Annotated in this window: 16 protein-coding genes; all 16 read right to left on the bottom strand. The window is 69.1% G+C overall.

From position 1 onward, the window contains the following. Positions 1–10: 10 nt before the first annotated feature. A complete protein-coding gene (gene narI / locus IMT31_RS13835; RefSeq protein ID WP_413543139.1) occupies positions 11–799 on the bottom strand; it encodes a respiratory nitrate reductase subunit gamma in 789 nt (262 codons plus the stop codon). Continuing rightward, the gene (narJ, locus tag IMT31_RS13830) at positions 786–1,520 is read right to left on the bottom strand and encodes a nitrate reductase molybdenum cofactor assembly chaperone (protein ID WP_413543138.1); all 735 of its coding nucleotides are present in this window, start codon (positions 1,518–1,520) and stop codon (positions 786–788) included. Before narJ ends, narI begins: the two co-directional genes overlap by 14 nt. Continuing rightward, positions 1,517–3,256: a nitrate reductase subunit beta gene (gene narH, locus IMT31_RS13825; RefSeq protein ID WP_413543137.1), complete on the bottom strand. Its 1,740-nt coding sequence runs from the start codon at positions 3,254–3,256 to the stop codon at positions 1,517–1,519. The genes narJ and narH overlap by 4 nt, the downstream gene beginning before the upstream one ends. After that, on the bottom strand, positions 3,256–6,978 hold the full coding sequence (locus tag IMT31_RS13820) for a nitrate reductase subunit alpha (RefSeq protein ID WP_413543136.1): 3,723 nt from the start codon (positions 6,976–6,978) through the stop codon (positions 3,256–3,258). The genes narH and IMT31_RS13820 overlap by 1 nt, the downstream gene beginning before the upstream one ends. 151 nt (positions 6,979–7,129) lie before the next feature. Further along, positions 7,130–8,626: an alanine/glycine:cation symporter family protein gene (locus IMT31_RS13815; protein WP_413543135.1), complete on the bottom strand. Its 1,497-nt coding sequence runs from the start codon at positions 8,624–8,626 to the stop codon at positions 7,130–7,132. Positions 8,627–8,804: 178 nt separating this feature from the next. After that, positions 8,805–10,118 carry a M16 family metallopeptidase gene (locus tag IMT31_RS13810; RefSeq protein ID WP_413543134.1) on the bottom strand — a complete coding sequence of 438 codons (1,314 nt, stop codon included), beginning with the start codon at positions 10,116–10,118 and terminating at the stop codon, positions 8,805–8,807. 36 nt (positions 10,119–10,154) lie between these two features. Next, positions 10,155–10,517: a DUF2809 domain-containing protein gene (locus tag IMT31_RS13805; RefSeq protein WP_345358214.1), complete on the bottom strand. Its 363-nt coding sequence runs from the start codon at positions 10,515–10,517 to the stop codon at positions 10,155–10,157. A gap of 201 nt (positions 10,518–10,718) precedes the next feature. After that, entirely contained in the window at positions 10,719–12,995 is a 2,277-nt protein-coding gene (locus IMT31_RS13800) for a polyribonucleotide nucleotidyltransferase (RefSeq protein ID WP_345358211.1), read from the bottom strand. Between the two features lie 249 nt (positions 12,996–13,244). Then, positions 13,245–13,514, bottom strand: coding sequence for a 30S ribosomal protein S15 (rpsO, locus tag IMT31_RS13795; protein WP_345358208.1), 270 nt, complete (start codon positions 13,512–13,514; stop codon positions 13,245–13,247). Positions 13,515–13,614: 100 nt separating this feature from the next. Continuing rightward, the gene (locus tag IMT31_RS13790) at positions 13,615–14,391 is read right to left on the bottom strand and encodes a class I SAM-dependent methyltransferase (protein ID WP_345358205.1); all 777 of its coding nucleotides are present in this window, start codon (positions 14,389–14,391) and stop codon (positions 13,615–13,617) included. After that, entirely contained in the window at positions 14,388–15,344 is a 957-nt protein-coding gene (locus tag IMT31_RS13785; RefSeq protein ID WP_345358202.1) for a bifunctional riboflavin kinase/FAD synthetase, read from the bottom strand. The genes IMT31_RS13790 and IMT31_RS13785 overlap by 4 nt, the downstream gene beginning before the upstream one ends. A gap of 43 nt (positions 15,345–15,387) precedes the next feature. Further along, on the bottom strand, positions 15,388–15,774 hold the full coding sequence (locus tag IMT31_RS13780) for a hypothetical protein (RefSeq protein WP_345358374.1): 387 nt from the start codon (positions 15,772–15,774) through the stop codon (positions 15,388–15,390). 64 nt (positions 15,775–15,838) lie between these two features. After that, on the bottom strand, positions 15,839–16,198 hold the full coding sequence (locus tag IMT31_RS13775) for a hypothetical protein (protein WP_345358199.1): 360 nt from the start codon (positions 16,196–16,198) through the stop codon (positions 15,839–15,841). Continuing rightward, positions 16,195–17,163 (bottom strand): tRNA pseudouridine(55) synthase TruB, encoded by a 969-nt coding sequence (gene truB, locus IMT31_RS13770; protein ID WP_413544436.1) that lies wholly within the window; start codon positions 17,161–17,163, stop codon positions 16,195–16,197. Before truB ends, IMT31_RS13775 begins: the two co-directional genes overlap by 4 nt. 32 nt (positions 17,164–17,195) lie before the next feature. Beyond that, complete coding sequence (gene rbfA / locus IMT31_RS13765) at positions 17,196–17,669, bottom strand: 30S ribosome-binding factor RbfA (protein WP_345358196.1); 474 nt, start codon at positions 17,667–17,669, stop codon at positions 17,196–17,198. A 60-nt stretch (positions 17,670–17,729) separates the two neighbouring features. Continuing rightward, complete coding sequence (infB, locus tag IMT31_RS13760; protein WP_413543133.1) at positions 17,730–20,588, bottom strand: translation initiation factor IF-2; 2,859 nt, start codon at positions 20,586–20,588, stop codon at positions 17,730–17,732. Between the last annotated feature and the right edge of the window lie 58 nt (positions 20,589–20,646).

Genomic DNA, 20,646 nt, shown 5'->3' with positions numbered 1-20,646 from the left:
ACGGTTCCTCCTAGCGGCGGCGTCCGCCGGTGCGCTCGCGGTCCGGGGTGCCGATGGGGTCCCAGCCGCGGCGTACCGGGGTGGACCCCTGGCCGCCCCGGCGCGCGTCCCGGGAGCGGTAGACGATGTACGGGCGGAAGAAGTAGTGCAGCGGGGCCGTGAAGGCGTGCACCAGGCGGGTGAAGGGCCAGACCATGAACAACGCCAGCGCCCACAGCACGTGGACCTTGAAGGACAGCCCGGCCGCGGCCATGGCCGCCACATCCGGCTGCAGGATCCAGATGGAGCGGAACCACGGGGAGACGGTCTCGCGGTAGTTCGTGACCGAGTGGTCGAACACCGAGATGACGGTGGTGGCCAGGCCCGCCAGGATGGCGCCGACCAGCAGGATGTACATGAACTTGTCATTGGCGGTGGTGGCCATGAAGACCGGGCCGGTGGTCCGCCGCCGCCAGATCAGCATGGCGATGCCCAGCAGCGTGGCGATCCCGGCGATCCCGCCGATCCCGAGGGCCCCCACGTGGTACATGTCCTCGGTGACGCCGAACGTGTCCGTCCAGGACTTGGGGATGATCAGCCCGACGATGTGGCCCACCAGCACCGCCAGGATGCCGAAGTGGAACAGGGGCGAGGCGATCCGCAGCAGCCGGGACTCGTAGAGCTGGCTGGACCGGGTGGTCCAGCCGAACTGGTCATAGCGGTAGCGCCAGATGGTCCCGCCGATCACCACGGCCAGCACCACATAGGGCAGCACGCCCCACAGCAGGATGTCCCAGATGCCGATCTCAGCGCCGTCCATGTTCCGGTTCTCCGTTCATCGAGCCCCCGGTGCCGGCCGGAGTGAAGGGCAGCAGGCGCGGGTCGGAGGGGTCCAACCCGACGGTCTCGGTGGGCGGTCCGTAGCCAGCCATGGCCTGTACGGCGTCCTTGTCCTTCGGGGACGGCCCCGGCAGCGTGGAACAGACCAGGGCGATGAGGCCGTAGTGGGGCAGCTCGTCCTCGTCCAGGGCCAGTCGCAGCAGTTCGAGGGACGGCCGGTAGCGCTGCAGCATGTCGTAGCCGGCCTCTGCGTCCACGCGGGCCGCGAATTCCAGGACGAGCGGCAGGTAGTCGGGCAGTTCCGCGTCGTCCAGCGCGCAGCCGGCCGCCCGGTAGACCTCCTTGAAGGCGGCTAGCGCCTCACCCCGGCGGCGGGTGTCCCCGTCCGTCCAGTAGGTCAGGTGCAGGCTGTGCCGCCGGGAGAGGTCGAACTCCTGGACGTAGTCTGCCTGGACCTCGTGCAGGGGCCGGGCGGTGAGCCACTCGTAGAGCGGGTCCACCAGGGCGACGTCCGCCCCGACCTCCGCGATCGCCTCGCGGACCTGCTCCAGCCGGCCCAGCATCGGCTCGTCGGGGTAGGACAGCAGCACGGCCCCGGCCTGGCGCACCACGGCGCTGCGGAACGGGTCCGGGTCACGGTACTCCCCCGGATCCAGGGAGCCGGGTCCGGCCTTGCCGAGGAGCCTCTCGAGCAGCCTCATGCCGTCTCACCGCTGCGCGTGGTGGTGCCGTCGGCCGGGCTGTCCGGTTCCTCCAGCTGGCCGATGTCCCGCGCCGTACGGGCCTTCCGTCCGGGGAACAGCCCTTCGGGGCTGCCGTTGCCATCCCAGTTGAGCAGGTTGACGCGCCCCGCCAGTTGGGTGTTGCCGGTGGCGTCCTCCGCGGTCTGGCGTGCCTGCAGGGCCATGAAGTTCTCCTGTGCCACCGGCACCGGCCGGCCCGAGGCCTCCCCGAGCCCGCCCAGCTGGCCCATGCCCGGGCCGCCGTCCACGTCCAGGGAGCACCCCAGTTCCTCCAGGTTGTGGGCATCCTCCACGTGGGCGGTGGGGATGACGTAGCGGTCCTCGTACTTGGCGATCGCCATCAGCCGGTACATCTCGTAGACCTGTGACCCGGTCATGCCGACGGCCTCGGCGATCGACTCGTCGGCCTCCTGGCCCAGGGTGATGTCCCGCATGTAGGAGCGCATGGCCGCGAGCCTGCGCAGCACGCCGGTGATCAGCTGCGTGTCCCCGGCGGTGAACAGCTCGGCGAGGTACTCGACGGGGATGCGCAGCGACTCGATGGCGCCGAACAGGTTGTCCGCGTCCTCGCCGTCGTGGCCCTGGTCCTTGAGCAGGTCCACCACCGGGGACAGCGGAGGGACGTACCAGACCATGGGCATGGTCCGGTACTCGGGGTGCAGGGGCAGGGCCACCCGCATCTCCTTGGCCAGCTTGTACACGGGCGAGCGCCGGGCCGCCTCGAGCCAGTCCTCGGGGATGCCCTCCGCCCGGGCCGCCTCGATCACTTCCGGGTCGTGGGGGTCCATCATCAGGTCGAGCTGGGCCTCGTAGAGGTCCTGCTCGTCGGGGACGGACGCGGCCTCGGCGACTCGGTCGGCGTCGTACAGGAAGATGCCGATGTACCGCAGCCGGCCCACGCAGGTCTCCGCGCACACGGTGGGGATGCCCACCTCCACGCGCGGGTAGCAGAAGGTGCATTTCTCGGCCTTGCCGGACTTGTGGTTGTAGTAGATCTTCTTGTACGGGCAGCCGGTGACGCACTGGCGCCAGCCGCGGCAGCGGTCCTGGTCCACGAGCACGATCCCGTCCTCCTCGCGCTTGTAGATGGCACCGGAGGGGCACGCGGCCATGCAGGAGGGGTTCAGGCAGTGCTCGCAGATCCTTGGCAGGTAGAACATGAAGGTCTGCTCGAACTCGAACTTGATCTTCTCCTCGGACTCCCGGCGCACCTTCTCCACGATCGGGTCCAGGTGGCCCATCTGCGTGGTGCCGCCCAGGTTGTCGTCCCAGTTGGCGGACCAGGTGATCTTGGTGTCCTGCCCCGTGATGAGGGACTTGGGCTTGGCCACCGGGAAGTCGTCCCCGGCCGGAGCGTTGATGAGGTTCTGGTAGTCGTAGGTCCAGGGCTCGTAGTAGTCCGCGAGCTTGGGCTGGACCGGGCTGGCGAACAGGCCGAACATCTTGGACAGCCGACCGCCGGACTTGAGCTTGAGGTTGCCCCGCTTGTTCAGCTCCCAGCCGCCCTTCCAGGTCTCCTGGTCCTCGTAGCGGCGGGGATAGCCCTGCCCGGGGCGGGTCTCCACGTTGTTGAACCACACGTACTCGGTGCCGGCCCGGTTGGTCCAGGCCTGCTTGCAGGTGACGGAACAGGTGTGGCAGCCGATGCACTTGTCGAGAGCCATCACCATGGCGGTCTGGGCCATGATCCTCATCAGTACTGAACCTCCTGGGAGCGCTTGCGGACCATCGAGATGATGTCGCGCTGGTTGCCGGTGGGGCCGAGATAGTTGAACGCCCAGGACAGGTGGGCGTAGCCGCCGATCATGTGCGTGGGTTTGACCAGGATGCGGGTCACCGAGTTGTGGATGCCGCCGCGCCGGCCCGTGGCCTCGGACTTCGGCACGTCGATGGTCCGCTCCTGCGCGTGGTGCACGTAGACCACGCCCTCGGGCATGCGGTGGCTGACGATGGCCCGTCCCACGAACACGCCGTTGTTGTTGACGCATTCGACCCATTCGTTGTCCGTCACCTCGATCAGCGCCGCGTCCTGGGGGCTCATCCAGACGTTGGTGCCGCCGCGGGAGAGCGAGAGCATGAACAGGTTGTCCTGGTATTCGGAGTGGATGGACCACTTGTTGTGCGGGGTGAGGTAGCGCAGCGAGATGGACAGCTCCCCGCGCTCACCGAGTTTCGGTTCGCCGAAGAGCCGGTGCATGTCCAGGGGCGGCCGGTACGTCGGCAGCATCTCCCCCATGTCCTTCATCCAGTCGTGGTCCAGCAGGAAGTGCATGCGGCCGGTGAGCGTGTGGAAGGGCTTGAGCCGCTCGATGTTGACCGTGAACGGGGCGTAGCGGCGTCCTCCGGTCTCCGATCCCGACCACTCCGGAGACGTGATCACCGGCACCGGGGCGGCCTGGGTGTCGGCGAAGGAGATGCGCTTCTCCTGGGAGCCGGCGGCCAGGTCGGCCAGCTGCACGCCCGTGCGCTTCTCCAGGGTCTCGAAGCCCTGCACGGCGAGCTCGCCGTTGGTGGCACCGGAGAACATCAGGATCGCCTCCGCCATCTTCGCGTCCGTGTCGATGGCGGGCCGCCCGGCGGCGGCACCGGAGTCGAAGACCCCGTGCATCCGGCCCAGCCGGTCGACCTCCTCGGTGACGTCGAAGGTGACGTTCTTGGTGGTCAACCCCAGGGTGTCCGCCAAGGGCCCGATGGCGGCGAACTGCTCCCCGATGGCCGTGAAGTCCCGCTCGACGACCTTGAGGTTCGGCAGGTTCTTCCCCGGCACCGCCGGCAGGTCGGTGCCCTTCCAGTCGGGGGCGTGGCCGCCCGGCTGGGCGATCTCCCCGGGGGTGTCGTGCTGCAGGGCCGTGGCCACCACGTCCCGGCGGACGCCCAGGTGGGTCCTGGACTGGCGGGCGACCTCCTCGGCCAGCAGGCGGAACAGCTCGAAGTCCGTCTTGGCCTCCCACGGAGGCGTGATGGCCGGGGTGAAGGCGTGGACGAAGGGATGCATGTCCGTGGAGGAGAGGTCGTGCTTCTCGTACCAGGTGGCCGCGGGGAACACGACGTCGGAGAGCAGGGTGGAACTCGTCATCCGGAAATCGGCCGAGACCAGCAGGTCCAGCTTGCCCTCCGGCGCCTGCTCGTGCCAGGCCACCTCCCGCGGCCGGGACTCGCCGTGGTCCGTTCCCATCACGTTGTGGTGCGTGCCGAGCAGGTGCTTGAGGAAGTACTCCTCGCCCTTGGCCGAGGACCCCAGCAGGTTGGACCGCCACAGCACCAGGGTGCGCGGCCAGTTCGCCTCGGCGTCCGGGTCCTCCACCGCCATCTGCAGGGTCTCGTCCTTGAGCCGTGCGGCGATCCACTCGGCCTCCGTGGCGGCTTCGCCGTGCTCGACGGCGGCCGCGGCCTGATCCGCCACGTCCAGCGGGTTCTGGGTGAACTGGGGGAAGAACGGCATCCACCCCATGCGCGTGGACTGGGCGATCACGTCCGCGGTGTGCTTGCCGGCCAGGTGCCCCTCCGCCAGGGGGGACTGCAGCGAGTCCGAGGAGTAGCCGTCCGAGCGGAACTGGTCCGTGTGCAGGTACCAGTAGGCGGTGCCGATCATGTACCGCGGCGGGCGGACCCAGTCCGTCGCGCCGGCCATGGTGGCCCAGCCGGTGATGGGCCGCGCCTTCTCCTGGCCGACGTAGTGTGCCCAGCCACCGCCGTTGCGGCCCTGACAGCCGCACAGCATCAGCAGGGCCAGGATCGCCCGGTAGGTGGCGTCCCCGTGGTACCACTGGCAGATGCCGGCGCCGAGGATGATCATGGACCGTCCGCCGGACTCCTCCGCGTTCTTCGCGAACTCCCGCGCGGTGCGGATGGCAGCCTCGGCGGGCACGGAGGTGATGTCCTCCTGCCAGGCCGGCGTGTAGGGGGTCGTCGGGTCCTCGTAGCCGGTGGCCCAGTCCCCCGGCAGGCCCTCGCGGCCGACACCGTACTGGGCGAGCATCAGGTCGAAGACGGTGGTCACCGTCCACCCCGCGACCACGGTGACCGGCACGCCCCGGTGGATCACCGACCCGGAGCCGTCCGCATCGGTGAAGGCGGGCAGGCAGACCGGGGAGGCGCCGCCGTCGTACCCGGTGGTGTCCGCCACCGACACCGCGGGCCGCACGCCCTGCAGGTCCAGGTTCCAGCGGCCCTCGTCCCGGTCGTTGTACCGGAACCCGACCGAGCCCTGCGGCACCACCGGGGTGCCGGCGTCCCGGTCCAGCAGGACCGTCTTGAACTGCGGGTCCGCCGCCTCGGCCTCGGCCCCGCCGAGGTCCGCGGCCGTGAGGAACTTGCCGGGCACCACCGTGCCGTCCTCGCGCTCGTCGAGGGTGACCAGGAAGGGCAGGTCCGTGAACTGGGTGACGTAGTCCTCGAAGAAGGGCACCCGTCGGTCCACGAAGTTCTCCTTGAGGACCACGTGGCCCAGGGACATGGCCAGGGCGGCGTCCGTGCCGGCCTGGGCGGGCAGCCATTCGTCGGCGAACTTGGTGTTGTCCGCGTAGTCGGGGCTGACGGAGACCACCTTGGTGCCGCGGTAGCGGACCTCGGCCATCCAGTGGGCGTCCGGGGTGCGGGTGACGGGGACGTTGGAGCCCCACATCATCAGGTAGGTGGCGTCCCACCAGTCCCCGGATTCGGGCACGTCCGTCTGGTCGCCGAAGACCTGCGGGCTGGCGACGGGAAGGTCCGCGTACCAGTCGTAGAAGCTGTTCATCACCCCGCCGATGAGGTTCATGAACCGGGACCCGGCCGCGTGCGAGACCATGGACATGGCCGGGATGGGGGAGAAACCGGAGCAGCGGTCCGGACCGTAGGTCTTGATGGTGTGCACGTGCGCGGCGGCGGACAGCTCGATGGACTCCTGCCACGAGGCACGCACGAGGCCGCCCTTGCCGCGGGCCTGCTGGTAGGCGCGGCGCCGGACGGGATCCTCGACGATGGACTGCCAGGCGAGCACCGCGTCCCCGCCGTGGTCCCGCTTGGCCTTCCGGAACATCTCCAACAGGGTGCCGCGGACATAGGGGTAGCGCACCCGGGTGGGCGAGTACGTGTACCAGGAGAAGGCGGCCCCGCGGGGGCAGCCGCGTGGCTCGTACTCGGGACTGTCCGGGCCGACGGACGGGTAGTCGGTCTCCTGCGCCTCCCAGGTGATGATGCCGTCCTTGACGTACACCTTCCAGGAGCAGGAGCCCGTGCAGTTCACCCCGTGGGTGGAGCGGACCACCTTGTCATGGCTCCACCGGTTGCGGTAGAAGGCGTCGCCGTCCCGGCCGCCCTCGCGGAAGACCGCTCGGCCGTCCTCGGTCTCGTCCCATCGGGTGAAGAACCTGCCGATGCTGAGCAATGCCTGGGCTGCCGGACCATCCAATCCGGGCTTGACCGGGGTCGTCATGGACCCACTGTAAGCAGGAAAGGGCCCCGGCGGCAGTCCTTCTTTAGAAGAATTCCTCGCCGGGGCCGAGACCTTTACCTTCCGCTCAGTATCGGAAATGCTGAAGGGCTTGCCACCCGATCCTGAACGGATTCCGGGCCATGACTATGCGCTAATCCCTCTTCTCGGTGGACTGCACGGGCGCGCGGCCGGTGTGCGTGCGGGACGAGCCGACCACGTTCCCGGACTTCCAGTCCTCCCAGCCCGGCCGCTCCACCATGAAGGCCTCGATCTCCGCCGTGGTGGCCACGAGCTTCGGATCGTGCTTGAGATAGTGCTTCGTCTCGCGGGCGACCAGCGCGGACAGGGCCAGCAGGCCGATCAGGTTCGGCAGCGCCATCAGACCGTTCATGATGTCCGAGAAGGACCACACCAGGGCCAGCGGCACGGTGCAGCCGACGAAGACCACGACGGAGAAGAGCACGCGGTAGGGCATGACCAGGCGCTGGCCGAACAGGCGCTCCACGTTGCGTTCGCCGTAGTAGGACCATCCCAGGATGGTGGAGAACGCGAAGAGGATCAGGCCCACCGTCACGATCAGGTGACCCCATTCGCCGGGCAGGCCGGCGGCAAAGGCCTCACCGGTCATGGTGCCGGCTTCATCTCCCCCGAGCTCCCAGGCTCCAGTGGTGATGATGACCAGGCCCGTGAACGACACCACGATGATGGTGTCGATGAAGGTCTGCGTCATGGACACCAAACCCTGACGCACCGGATGGGAGGTCTGCGCGGCCGCGGCGGCAATGGCGGCGGAACCCAGACCGGACTCGTTGGAGAACATTCCACGGGCCACTCCGTACTGGATGGCGATGATCAGGATCGAGCCGGTGAAACCGCCCACGGCGGCGGTGCCGGTGAACGCATCCGTGAAGATGAGCGCAAAGGCCGCGGGAATGTCCACGATGTTCACGGCCAGGACGAAGATGGCTGCCGCAACGTACAGGACGATCATCACCGGGACCAGACCGGCGGTGACCCGGCCGATCGACTTGATGCCACCGAGCAGCACCAGCATGGTCAATGCGGTGAGGACCACGCCGGTGACCCAGGGGGCCACGTTGAACGAACCCTCCACATTGACCGCGATGGCATTGCCCTGGGTCATGTTGCCGATGCCGAAGGACGCCAGGAAGGCGAACACCGCGAAGGACAGGGCCAGAATCTTGCCGACGGGGCCCCTGATGGCCTTCTGCAGGTAGTACTGGGGGCCACCGGACTTGTCGCCCGCCTCATCGGTGGTGCGGAATCGGACACCCAGGTAGGCCTCGGAGTACTTGGATGCCATGCCAAGCAGTCCCGTGACCCACATCCAGAACAGGGCGCCCGGCCCCCCGATGCCGATCGCCGTGGCGACGCCCACGATGTTGCCCGTCCCGACCGTGGCCGCCAAAGCCGTGGTGAGCGCCTGGAACTGGGAGATGTCCCCCTCGTCCGTGTCGTCCCGACGGCGGAACAGACCAAGCCGAAGGGCCGGGAAGAGCTTGTGGAACTGCAGGAAGCCCAGCCGGACCGTCAGGTACAGGCCGGTGCCCAAGAGCAGGGGGATGAGGAACCAAGGCCCCCAGACGAAGGACCCGATGTTGTCCAGCACGACTTGCAGTTGATCCATGGTGACGTTCCGGTCCTTCTGTTCACGATGCGGCGCCCGACCCCTCGGGCTTCAGGACGACTCGACCCTGACGGACCGATGCCGTCAAGAATGTTGCACACACCACTTCGAGTCAAGCGATAGCGGGTCCAACACGCCGGGAGTCGAACGGGGACACCCGGAAGAAACCAGCGAGCCCTCAGGCCTCCGGACCCACCACCACGGTTGCCCGCGGGGAGGCGGCCAGGCGCTGGGCCACCTCCCGCACCTGGTCCGCCGTCACGGCGTGCAAGCGCTCGAGGGCCCCGTCCAGGTCCACGAACTCCCCCGTGACCAACTCGGCGCGGCCCAGCCGGGACATCCGGGAACCCGTGTCCTCCAGGCCCAGCACGGTGCCCCCGGAGAGCTGTCCGCGCGCGCGGTCCAGTTCCTCCTCGGTCAGGCCGTGCTCGGCCAACCGCTCGAGTTCGGCGACCATCAGGTCCGCCACGGTGGTGGCCTTCAGCGGTGAACAACCCGCGTACAGGCCGAAGTATCCCGCGTCAGAGTACCCGGCATTGAATGAGTAGGTGTTGTAGGCCAACCCCCGCTTCTCGCGGATCTCCTGGAAGAGGCGCGAGCTCATCCCCCCGCCCAGGGCGGAGTTCATCAGGGCCAGGGCGAATCGACCCGGGTCCAGGGTGTGCATCGAGCGCCCGCCCACCAGCACGGACGTCTGTTCGACCGGGCGGGTGATCGGATGCAGGCCCTCGGCGATGCCGGCCCCGGCATAGACATGGCTGCGCCGAGGTGCTGGTGCAGTGTCCTCGGGCAAGTCCCATCCGGAGCGTCCCAGGGCCTCGAGGACCTGACGGCAGACGTCATCATGGTCCAGCCCCCCGGCCGCGGTCACCACCAGTTCGTCCGGGCGGTACCAGTGGCGGTAGTGGTCCATGACCCGGTCCCGGGTGACCGCGTTGATGGTCTCCGGTGTGCCCCCGATCGGGCGCCCCAGGGGGTGCCCCTCCAGCAGTTGGGCCGCGAGGGCCTCGTGGGCCACGTCGATCGGGTCGTCCGCGTCCATGGCCAGCTCCTCGAGGATGACCCCGCGTTCGGTCTCCAGCTCGTCCGCATCGATCAGCGCCGAGGTCACCATGTCCGTGATGACGTCGATGGCCATGGGCAGGTCGGTGTCCAACACCCGCGCGTGGTAACACGTGGATTCCTTGGCCGTGGAGGCATTGGACTCGCCGCCCACCCGGTCGAAGGCCGTGGCGATGTCCATGGCCGTGCGCTGCGGGGTGCCCTTGAACAGCAGGTGTTCCAGGAAATGCGTGGAACCGAATCCGCCCTCGGCCTCGTCCCGGGAGCCGACGGCCACCCAGAATCCGATGGTGACCGAGCGCTGGTCCGGCATCGACTCCGTGAGCACCCTGACGCCGCCCGGCAGGACCGAGCGCCTGACCACGGAACCGTGGCCCGCGTCCTGGATGGTTCCGGTGAAGTCGGCGGGAATGGGGAAGGTAGGGGTCATGGTCCCGAAACTACCAGCGCGGCACTCCTGCCACGGTCAGCGTCCGGCCACTCCCCTGCGGATCAGCACCGCATCGGTGACACCGGCTGCCGCGCACCCGGCGGCATAGGCCACCAGGTCCGCCCACGCGAAGCCCGTGCCGAAGACCAGCCGCACAGGCCACCACGCCTCCGCCATCAGCAGGGGCAGGCCGGTCAGCTGGAACACCTCGATGATCCAGCAGAGCGCCAGAGCCACGCCGACCACCATCCACGGCGACCTCCTGGCCGCGCACCAGGCCACCAGGAGGTAGATCAGTACCGCGTACAGGGCATCTCCGGCGGGGCCCGTCCAGCCGCCATCCGCCAGGAACCGCACGCCGAGACCCACCCCCACCGTCCCCACGGCTGCCGCGGCCAACGCTGAGCGCCGGGTCAGACCACGCCTCCGCTCCCGACGTCGGCCCGTCGCCGGGCCCGTCCGGCCTCGGACCGGACGTGGGACAGGAGGGGGCGGGACAGAGTTCACCGGCACCATTAAACAGCCGGTGGCCCGCACGACATGTGCGGGCCACCGGCCGGTGCGCTGACGGATCAGCGCGGGGATCCTGCTACCGGGAGATCAGTTCTCCTCGGAGCCGTCGGCGTCGGAACCCTCGGACTCGCCGCCTTCGGACTCGGACTCGGACTCGCCGCCCTCGACCACGGGGGCCAGGGACAGCTTGCCGCGGTCGTCGATCTTGGTGATCTCGACCTGGATCTTCTGGCCGACCCCGACGACGTCCTCGACGTCCTCGACGCGCTTGCCGTCATTGATCTTGCGCAGCTCCGAGATGTGCAGCAGCCCGTCCTTGCCCGGGGTGAGGGACACGAACGCGCCGAAGGTGGTCAGCTTCACCACGGTGCCGAGGTAGCGCTCACCGACCTCGGGGACCTGCGGGTTGGCGATGGCGTTGATCGCGGAACGGGCGGCCTCGGCGGAGGAGCCCTCGGTGGCGCCGATCAGCACGGTGCCGTCGTCCTCGATGGAGATGTCCGCGCCCGTGTCGTCCTGGATCTGGTTGATCATGGCACCCTTCGGGCCGATCACCGCACCGATCTTGTCCACGGGGATCTTGACGGCGATGATGCGCGGAGCGAACTCGCTCATCTCGTCCGGCGCGTCGATCGCGGCGTTCAGCACACCCAGGATGTGCAGGCGAGCCTCACGGGCCTGGGTCAGCGCGGCGGCCAGCACGGACGCGGGGATGCCGTCCAGCTTGGTGTCGAGCTGGATGGCGGTGACGAACTCGGAGGTGCCGGCCACCTTGAAGTCCATGTCACCGAAGGCATCCTCGGCGCCCAGGATGTCCGTCAGGGCCGCGTAGCGGGTCTGACCGTCCACGGTGTCCGAGACCAGGCCCATGGCGATGCCGGCCACGGGAGCCTTCAGCGGCACACCGGCGTTGAGCAGGGACAGGGTCGAGGCGCAGACGGAGCCCATGGACGTGGAGCCGTTGGACCCCAGGGCCTCGGAGACCTGACGGATCGCGTAGGGGAACTCCTCGCGGGTCGGCAGCACCGGGACCATGGCGCGCTCGGCGAGTGCGCCGTGACCGATCTCGCGGCGCTTCGGGGAGCCCACGCGGCCGGTCTCACCGACGGAGTACGGCGGGAAGTTGTAGTGGTGCAGGTAGCGCTTGGACGTCTCGGGGGCCAGCGAGTCGATCTGCTGCTCCATCTTGAGCATGTTCAGCGTGGTGACGCCCATGATCTGGGTCTCGCCGCGCTCGAAGATGGCGGAGCCGTGCACGCGCGGCAGCACCTCCACCTCGGCAGTCAACTTGCGGATGTCCGTCAGGCCGCGGCCGTCGATGCGGATCTGGTTGGTCAGGATCGACTGGCGAACGGCCTTCTTGGTCGCGGAGCCGTAGGCCTTCGAGATCTCACCACTGCGCTCGGCGAACGCGGTGCCCTCGCCGGTCAGGGCCTCGAGGACCTCGGTGCGGTAGGCGTCGTCGGCGTTCTGGCGCTCCTGCTTGTCCGCGATCGAGTAGATCTCCTGCAGGCGGGCCGCGGCGAACTGTTCCACGGCCTCGTAGGCGTCGTCCTCGTAGTCCTTGAAGATCGGCACGTCCACCGGGGCCTTGGCGGCGCGCTGGGCCAGGTCGGCCTGGGCCTCGCACAGGGCCTTGATGAACGGCTTGGCGGCCTCGAGTCCCTCGGCCACGATCTCCTCGGTGGGGGCGGTGGCGCCCTGTTCCTTGATGAGGCTCCAGGAATCCGGGGTGGCCTCGGCCTCCACCATCATCACGGCGATGTCGTCACCGGCCACGCGGCCGGCCACGGCCATGTTGAACACGGCGTTCTTGAGCTGGGAGTGCTTCGGGAAGGCCACCCACTGGCGGTTGCCGGCGCCGTCATCCACCAGGGCGACGCGCACGCCGCCGATCGGCCCGGAGAAGGGCAGACCGGAGAGCTGGGTGGACATGGAGGCGGCATTGATGGCCACCGTGTCATAGACCTCGTCCGGGGCGATCGAGGTGACGGTGATGACCACCTGGACCTCGTTGCGGATGCCCTTGGTGAAGGCAGGGCGCAGTGGACGGTCGATCAGCCGGCAGGTGAGGACGGCGTCCGTGGACGGGCGGCCCTCACGGCGGAAGAAGGAGCCGGGGATGCGTCCGGCGGCATACATGCGCTCCTCGACGTCCACGGTCAGCGGGAAGAAGTCGAAGCCCTCACGCGGGGACCTGCCCACGGTGGTGGCGGCCAGCATCGACGTCTCGTCATCGATGTAGACCATGGCCGCGCCGGCGGCCTGCTGGGCCAGGCGGCCCGTCTCGAAGCGCACGACGCGCTGTCCGTACGTGCCGTTGTCGATGACTGCTTCGGCGAACTTGATCTCGGGACCCTCCATGGGTGGGTGTCCTTTCGTCAAGCCCCGGCGCGTCTCCACCCGGTCTTCGATCGAAGCCCCCGGACTCCCGGACACTACGGTCTGGAGGATTCCGGAAGCCACTGTCGAGGACCGCGAATGGGTTCGGGCTCGGGGCGAGGTTGATGGTGACGGGAACGGACACATCGGGTGTCCTCCCCCGGATAAGACTAGAGGCGGTGGCCCGAATGGGAAAACCCCCACACCGGGACACCGCCTCCGTCTGACAGGCTACTTGCGCAGGCCGATACGCTCGATCAGCACGCGGTAGCGCCCGATGTCGGTCTTGGCCAGGTAGCCGAGCATGCGACGACGACGACCGACCATGGCCATCAGGCCGCGGCGGGTGTGGTGGTCGTGCTTGTGGGACTTCAGGTGTTCCGTCAGGTCCGAGATGCGACGGGACAGCACAGCGATCTGCACTTCCGGAGAACCGGTGTCGCCCTCGTGGGTGGCGTATTCCTTGATGATGTCCTGCTTGACGGCGGGGTCGAGTGCCACGCGAACTCCTTGGAGAGTTGTGCCGCGATCATGAATGGTGACCCCGCCACCGCGGACTACAGCGGGCACCAGCCATCCAGTCTAACAGGAGGGGCCTGCTTCAGTCGCACCGCGTCCGGACCGCGAAGGTCAGGTACGGCAGCTCGATCTCCTCCTGCGCGGTGAACCCGAGGTGCTCGGTGAGGTACCAGTCCAGGTTCGTGGTCATCCGCGTCCGGATGGCGTCACCGGACCGGAGCCAGTACGAACGGGACGCCATCAGCGCGTGCAGTCCGGCCGGCGTCGTACGATCCGTCCAACGCACCTGGAGGTGTTCCTCCGCGCCGAAGGGCGCGCGGGTGCGGCGCCGGTCCGGGTCCGCGGCGTGGACGTCCCCGGCATGCATGATCCGGGTCAGCCGATGCACCCACGGCACCGTGGTGTCCAGTTGGTTCCACACCAGGGCCAGTGCGCCGCCCGGCCGCAGCAGGCGGGCGGCCTCCGCCGAGCCGGCCTCCGGATCGATCCAATGCCAGGCCTGCGCGCACGTCACCAGGTCAGCCCGGCCGGTCGGCAGCCCGGTGGCCTCCGCGGTGGCCTGGACCACGGTGGCTGAGGGCACCGCGCGCCGCAACGGTCCCAGCATGGAGGCCGAGGGGTCGACGGCGGCCACCTCCACCCCGCGTGCGGCCAGCAGGCGCGTGAAGAGTCCGGTCCCGGCACCGAGGTCCACGGCCGTGCGGGCATCTGCGGGCACCATGAAGTCGACGATGGCCTCCGGGTAGGAGGGGCGCACCGAGTCGTAGTGCTCTCCCCCGTCCTGGAAGGCACCCCCGAGGGTGCGGCGCGAGGCCTCGTCCAGCCGGGGGTCCCCGGAAGGGCGGGGCGGGATGCTCACGGCCTGGGTGCCGCGGCCAACACCTCGCGGGTGCGGTCCACGTCCTGGGTCATCTGCTCGATCAGCTTCGGGATGCCCTCGAAGGCCACCATGCCGCGGAGCCGGTCCACGAACTCCACCGTCACGAACTGACCGTAGAGGTCGAAGTCCTCCACCTGCTCGTGGGGACGGTCGATGACGTGGGCCTCCACCACGCGGGAGACCCCGTCGAAGGTCGGGTTGGACCCCACGGAGATGGCCACGGGCCACCGGCGCGCGGACTCGTCGTGCAGCCACCCGGCATAGACGCCGTCTGCCGGGATCATGCCCTGGACCTCCTCGGAGAGGTTGGCGGTGGGGAATCCGAGCTCGCGACCGCGTGCGAAGCCGTGGACCACCTCCCCGTGCACGCGGTGCCGGCGGCCCAGCACGCCGGCCGCCTCGCGGACGCCACCCTCCCGCAGGGCCTCACGGATCCACGTGGAGGAGCACCGGCGGTCATCGCCGTAGTCCTCCACGTCGATGACCTCGAAGCCGTACTGGTGGCCCAATTGGACCATGGTGTCGAAGTCCCCGGCGTTGCGGAATCCGAAGCGGACGTCCCGGCCCACCACCACGGCCCGCGCGTTGACGGCGTCCACGATCACGTTCTTCACGAACTCCTCGGGGCTCTGCTGGGCGAATTCGAGGGTGTAGTGGATCACGAGCATGGCGTCGATGCCGCGGTCAGCGATCAGCCGGGCCTTCTCCTCGTAGCCGGTGATGGCCTCTTGGAGATCGTTGGGACGGTGCACCACCCGGGGGTGCGGATCGAAGGTGATCGCCACGGAGGGCGCTCCGGCGGCCCGCGCCGTGGAGACCACCTGGTCCAGCACCTGACGGTGGCCACGGTGGACACCGTCGAAGTTGCCGATGGTGACCACCGAGGGAACCTGGTCCCGGGGTACGGCGGTCAGGCCGTCCCAATAGTGCATGGCTGTTCCTCCGCTTCGGCTCACCTCTCGATTATCCACCTGATCACGGGTGCGGCTGCACCGGTGTCTCGGCGGTGGCGGATCGGGGCCGGTGTGCCAGCAGCCAGGCCATTCCGATGATCGGCAGCACGAGCGGGATGTAGCCGTAGCCGGACCCGAAACGGCTCCAGACCGTGTCTTCGGCGAACAGCTGCGGGTCCAGCACCGTCCACAGGCCGATGCCGACCACTCCGAGCAGCTCGATCCCGACGGCCACAAGGGAGACGAACCACGCCGTCCGCCCCGAGCGGGCCAGGGACAGCGTGGCCACGATGTAGACCGCGGCGGCGAACCCGGAGAGCAGGTACGCCAGGGGGGCATCGTCGAAGTGCACGAGGATCTGGTACATCGACCGCGCGAAGGAAGACAGCGCGAAGACGGCATAGACCATGACCAGGATGCGGCCGAGCCCCTGGTTGCGCCTCAACGGCCGAGAAGTCTCCGGACCGGTGACGTCAGCCAAACCAGATCACCTGCATCCTGTGCAACATCACGAAAATGGTGGGCCCCACTGCCGCCATGACGAGGTTGGACCAGCGGGTCCGGTCCGTCACCGCCCAGAGGAAGGCGACCACCGGAACGATCAGCGCCGTGATCACGTATCCCCAGAACTCCCACAACTCCCCCTGCATCGGCTCGGTGCCTCCACGTACCAGGGCACCCGCGCCGTAGACCAGCAGGAACAGTTCCACCGCGGCGATCGAGAGAATCGAGACGTCATCAGGGAACCTCCGCAGCACCGTCATGACCACGCAGACCACCAGAGAGACCGCGCAGATGGCCGTGCCCACCCAGAACCAGGCGTCCGTGATCATGCCCCGCTCCCCGAGGTACCGGGCGCATCGGGGGTACCGGCCGGGGCGAAGACGATCTCCGGCTTGGCCGAGACCTCCTCCGAAACCTCCGCCGAACCCCGGCGCGCCTGATCGGAGATGAGGGCCACCACTGCCCCGTCCGGGCCCTGAGCGGCCACCGTGCCCTCGGTGCCGGTGGCGGGGATCCGCCGCCCGAAGGACAACTCGGAGGCCTCGAGAGCGCTCAGACGCCGCACGGGGAACAGCCCTGCGGCGGCCGCCGAGAGCTCGGTCGCCGTGAATCGGACCGCCAGGTCCTCGAGGGTCACCGCATCCGTCACGGAGAAGGGCCCCACGGAGGTGCGCCGCAGGGCGGTCAGATGGCCGCCGGTCTCAAGGGCCTCACCCAGGTCCCGGGCCAGTGCCCGGATATAGGTTCCCGAGGTGCAGTCGACCTCCACGTCCAGGTCCACTGTGGTGCCGTCCGCGGCACGGCGAAATCCGATGACCTCGAAACGGCGGACGGTGACCGGGCGGGCCTCGAGCCGGACGTCCTCGCCGGCGCGGACCCGTTGATAGGCCCGCTGGCCGTCCACCTTGATCGCCGAGACGGCCGAGGGAACCTGATGGATGTCTCCCGTGAGACCCGCGATCGCCGCGGTGACACGTTCCGGGGTGACCGCATTGGCCAGCCGGGTCGCCAGGACCTCGCCCTCGGCGTCATCCGTCACCGTGGAGATCCCGAGCCGGACCGTCGCCCGGTAGGTCTTGTCCGAACCCGTGATGGCCGTGAGCAGCCGGGTCGCCTTGTTGTACCCGATCACCAGTAGCCCCGTGGCCATGGGGTCCAGGGTGCCGGCGTGGCCGACCTTCCGGGTGCCGGCAAGCCGGCGGACCCTTCCCACCACGTCATGGGAGGTCAGGCCAGTCGGCTTGTCGACAAGCACCAGTCCCGAGGACTGGGTGCCGGGAGCGCCCTCGGGCAACTCCCGGCTCGAGGAGCGTCGGGAGGTCCCGCTCAACGGGCCTGGTCCTCGTCCCCTGCCGGATCGGCGTCGCCGTCCGCTGCGTCCTCCCCGGGCTTCCTGTACGGATCCGCGTCCCCGGCGAAGGTGGCGTTCTCACGCAACCTGGCCAGCTCGGCGTCCCGCTCCCGGGCCGCCGCGAGCACCTCTTCAAGGTGCGCCGCGGTCTCGGGGACCTCGTCCGCCACGAACTCCAGGGTGGGGACGAGCCGAATGGTCAGCTGACGGCCCACCTCGTGCCGGAGGGCACCGTGGTTCGCCGTCAGGACCTCCCGGGCCCCCTCCGCCGCGGCGGCGTCACCGAGCACCGTGTAGTACACGGTGGCGTGCTGCAGGTCATTGGTGACCCGCACCTCCGTCACGGTGATGGCTTCGGCCCGCTCGTCCTTGACCCGCTTGCGCAGGGCCTCGGCGACCAGCACCTTGATCCTCTGGGCCAACCGGGCCGCGCGTGCCTGATCCACCATGGGCTCAGTCCTCTCCTCTTCGTCGCATCTTCATCGCTTCTGCTTTCGGACCACGCCGGTTCAGACGCGCGGCTTCTCCTGCATCTCGAAGGTCTCGATGATGTCGCCTTCCTTGATGTCATTGAAGCTGCCCAGACCGATACCGCACTCGTAGCCGTCGCGGACCTCGGTGGCATCGTCCTTGAACCGACGCAGGGACTCGATCTTGAGCTTGTCCGCCACCACATTGCCGTCCCGCACGAGGCGGGCGGACGAGTTGCGGCGGATGAGCCCGGAACGGACCAACGAGCCGGCGATGCTGCCCCACTTGGAGGACCGGAAGACCTCGCGGACCTCCGCGGTGCCCAACTGGACCTCTTCGTACTCCGGCTTGAGCATGCCCTTCAGTGCGCTCTCGATGTCATCGATCGCGTCATAGATCACCGAGTAGAAGCGCATGTCCACGCCCTCCTTGTCGGCAAGATCGTTGACGCGCTCGGCCGGACGGACGTTGAAGCCGATGATGATGGCGTTGTCCACGGTGGCCAGGTTGACGTCGTTCTGCGTGATGGCACCCACGCCGCGGTGGATGACGCGCAGCTGGACCTCGTCGCCGACCTCGACCTCGAGCAGGGAGTCCTCGAGGGCCTCCACGGCGCCGGAGGCGTCGCCCTTGATGATGAGGTTGAGGGTGTCGATCTTGCCCTCGGCCACGGCCTGGTCGAAGTTCTCCAGGGAGATCCGCTTGCGGCGCTTGGCCAGCATGGCGTTGCGGTCCGCCGCCTCACGCTTCTCGGCGATCTGGCGAGCGGTGCGGTCATCCTCGGTGACGAGGAAGGTGTCACCGGCGCGGGGCACGGAGGACAGACCCAGCACCTGGACCGGACGCGACGGCGGCGCCTCGGTCACGGTGGTGCCGTCGTCGTCGAACATCGCGCGGACACGGCCGTGGGCGTTGCCCACCACCATGGTGTCCCCGACCCGCAGCGTGCCGGACTGCACCAGCACCGTCACCACGGCGCCGCGGCCCTTGTCCAGGTTCGCCTCGATGGCCACACCGCGGGCGCCCTTGTTCGGGTTGGCGGTGAGCTCCAGCGCGGCGTCCGACGTGAGCAGGACGGCCGAGAGCAACTCATCGATGTTCAGGTTGTTCCTGGCGGAGACGTCCACGAACATCGTGTCGCCGCCGTACTCCTCGGGCACCACGCCGTACTCGGCGAGCTGGCCGCGGATCTTGTCCGGGGAGGCCTCGGGCTTGTCGATCTTGTTGACCGCGACCACGATCGGCACACCCGCCGCCTGGGCGTGGTTCAGGGCCTCCACCGTCTGGGGCATGACGCCGTCATCGGCGGCGACCACGAGCACGGCGATGTCCGTCACCTTGGCACCACGGGCACGCATGGCGGTGAACGCCTCATGGCCCGGGGTGTCGATGAAGGTCAGGCTTCGCTCGTCCTCACCGTGCTGGAAGTCCACCTGGTAGGCACCGATGTGCTGGGTGATGCCACCGGCCTCGCCCTCGATGACCTTCGTGGAGCGGATGGCGTCCAACAGCCGGGTCTTGCCGTGGTCCACGTGACCCATGACGGTGACGACTGCAGGGCGCTTCTCGAGGTCCTCGGCGGTCTCGGCCTCCACCTCGGCGTCGAGGTCGATGTCGAAGCCCTCCAGGAGCTCCTTGTCCTCGTCCTCCGGGGAGACGATCTCGATCCGGTAGCCCAGTTCCTCGCCGAGCACCGCGAAGGTGTCCTCGTCCAGGGACTGGTTGGCGTTGGCCATCTCACCGAGCTGGAACAACACGGTCACCAGTGAGGCGGCGTCCGCGTTGATCTTCTCGCCGAAATCGGACAGGGACGAACCCCTGCGCAGGCGGACGATGGTCTCGCCGTCACCGCGCGGAACGCGGACGCCGCCGATCTCGCGAGTGCGCTGCTGCTCCATCTCCTGGCGCTTGGCGCGCTTCGACTTGCGCTGCTTGCCCCGCGGGCCACCACCGCGACCGAAGGCACCCTGGGTGCCACCGCGGCCGCCGCGGGCCCCACGAGGGCCGCCGCCGGCCGGACCGCCGCCACTGGGGCCACCGCCACCGGGCCGGCCCCGTCCGCCGCCGCCCGGACGGGCGGAGGCCGGCTGCGGCTTGTTGATGTGGCCCGGCATCATGTTCGGGCTGGGGCGTGCGCCTGCCGGACGAGGGGCACCCGCAGCTGCGCCGGCACCCGCCGGACGCGGGGCACCGGGGCGGGGGCCACCGGCACGCTCACCGGCGTCCGGACGGCCCGAACGCATGCCCTGCTTGGGCGCGAAGGGGTTGTTGCCGGGACGTGGTCCACCGGGACGGGGGCCGCCGGGGCGCGGACCACCCGAGCGTTCGCCACCGCGCTCATCGGCACGGGGGGCGGACTGCTTGGAGGTGAAGGGGTTGTTGCCGGGCCGCGGGGCAGCCGGTTTGCCGGCGCCCGGCTTGGGCGCGTCCGGACGGGACGGTGTTGCCGGCGTGGGGGTCTCCGGCGCCGCCGCAGCGGGCTTGGCCGGGGCAGCGGGGGTGGCGGGCGCTGCCGGGGCGGCAGGCGCCTCCGGGGTGGCGGGCGCTGCCGGGGTGGGCCCCGGGGTTGCGGCACCGGGTGTGGGGGCCTTCGGAGCCGCGGGCTTCGAGGGAGTGGCCGGTGCCGAAGGCGCTGCGGGCTGGGTGCCCGGCTTCGCCACCGCAGGCTTCTCAGCGGCCGGCGTGGAGGCGGCCTTCCCAGTGGACTCCGCAGCCGGCTTGGCAGCTGCCTTCGGGGCGGCGCCCGCGTAGGCGGAGCGCAGCTTCTTGACCACCGGGGGCTCGATGGTGGATGAGGCGGAGCGAACGAATTCGCCCATGTCCTGAAGCTTGTTCAGGGCCTCCTTGGATGAAATGCCGAGCTCTTTGGCGAGCTCGTGGACGCGGACCTTGGCCACGGTTCTCCTGTTCTGGTCCGCGTCGTGGCCTTCAAGGGAAGCCTCAGCAGCTCCCTCG

The sequence above is a fragment of the Citricoccus nitrophenolicus genome (assembly GCF_047305825.1).
Lineage (GTDB): Bacteria > Actinomycetota > Actinomycetes > Actinomycetales > Micrococcaceae > Citricoccus > Citricoccus nitrophenolicus.
This window is presented reverse-complemented; position numbering and strand designations above follow the sequence as displayed.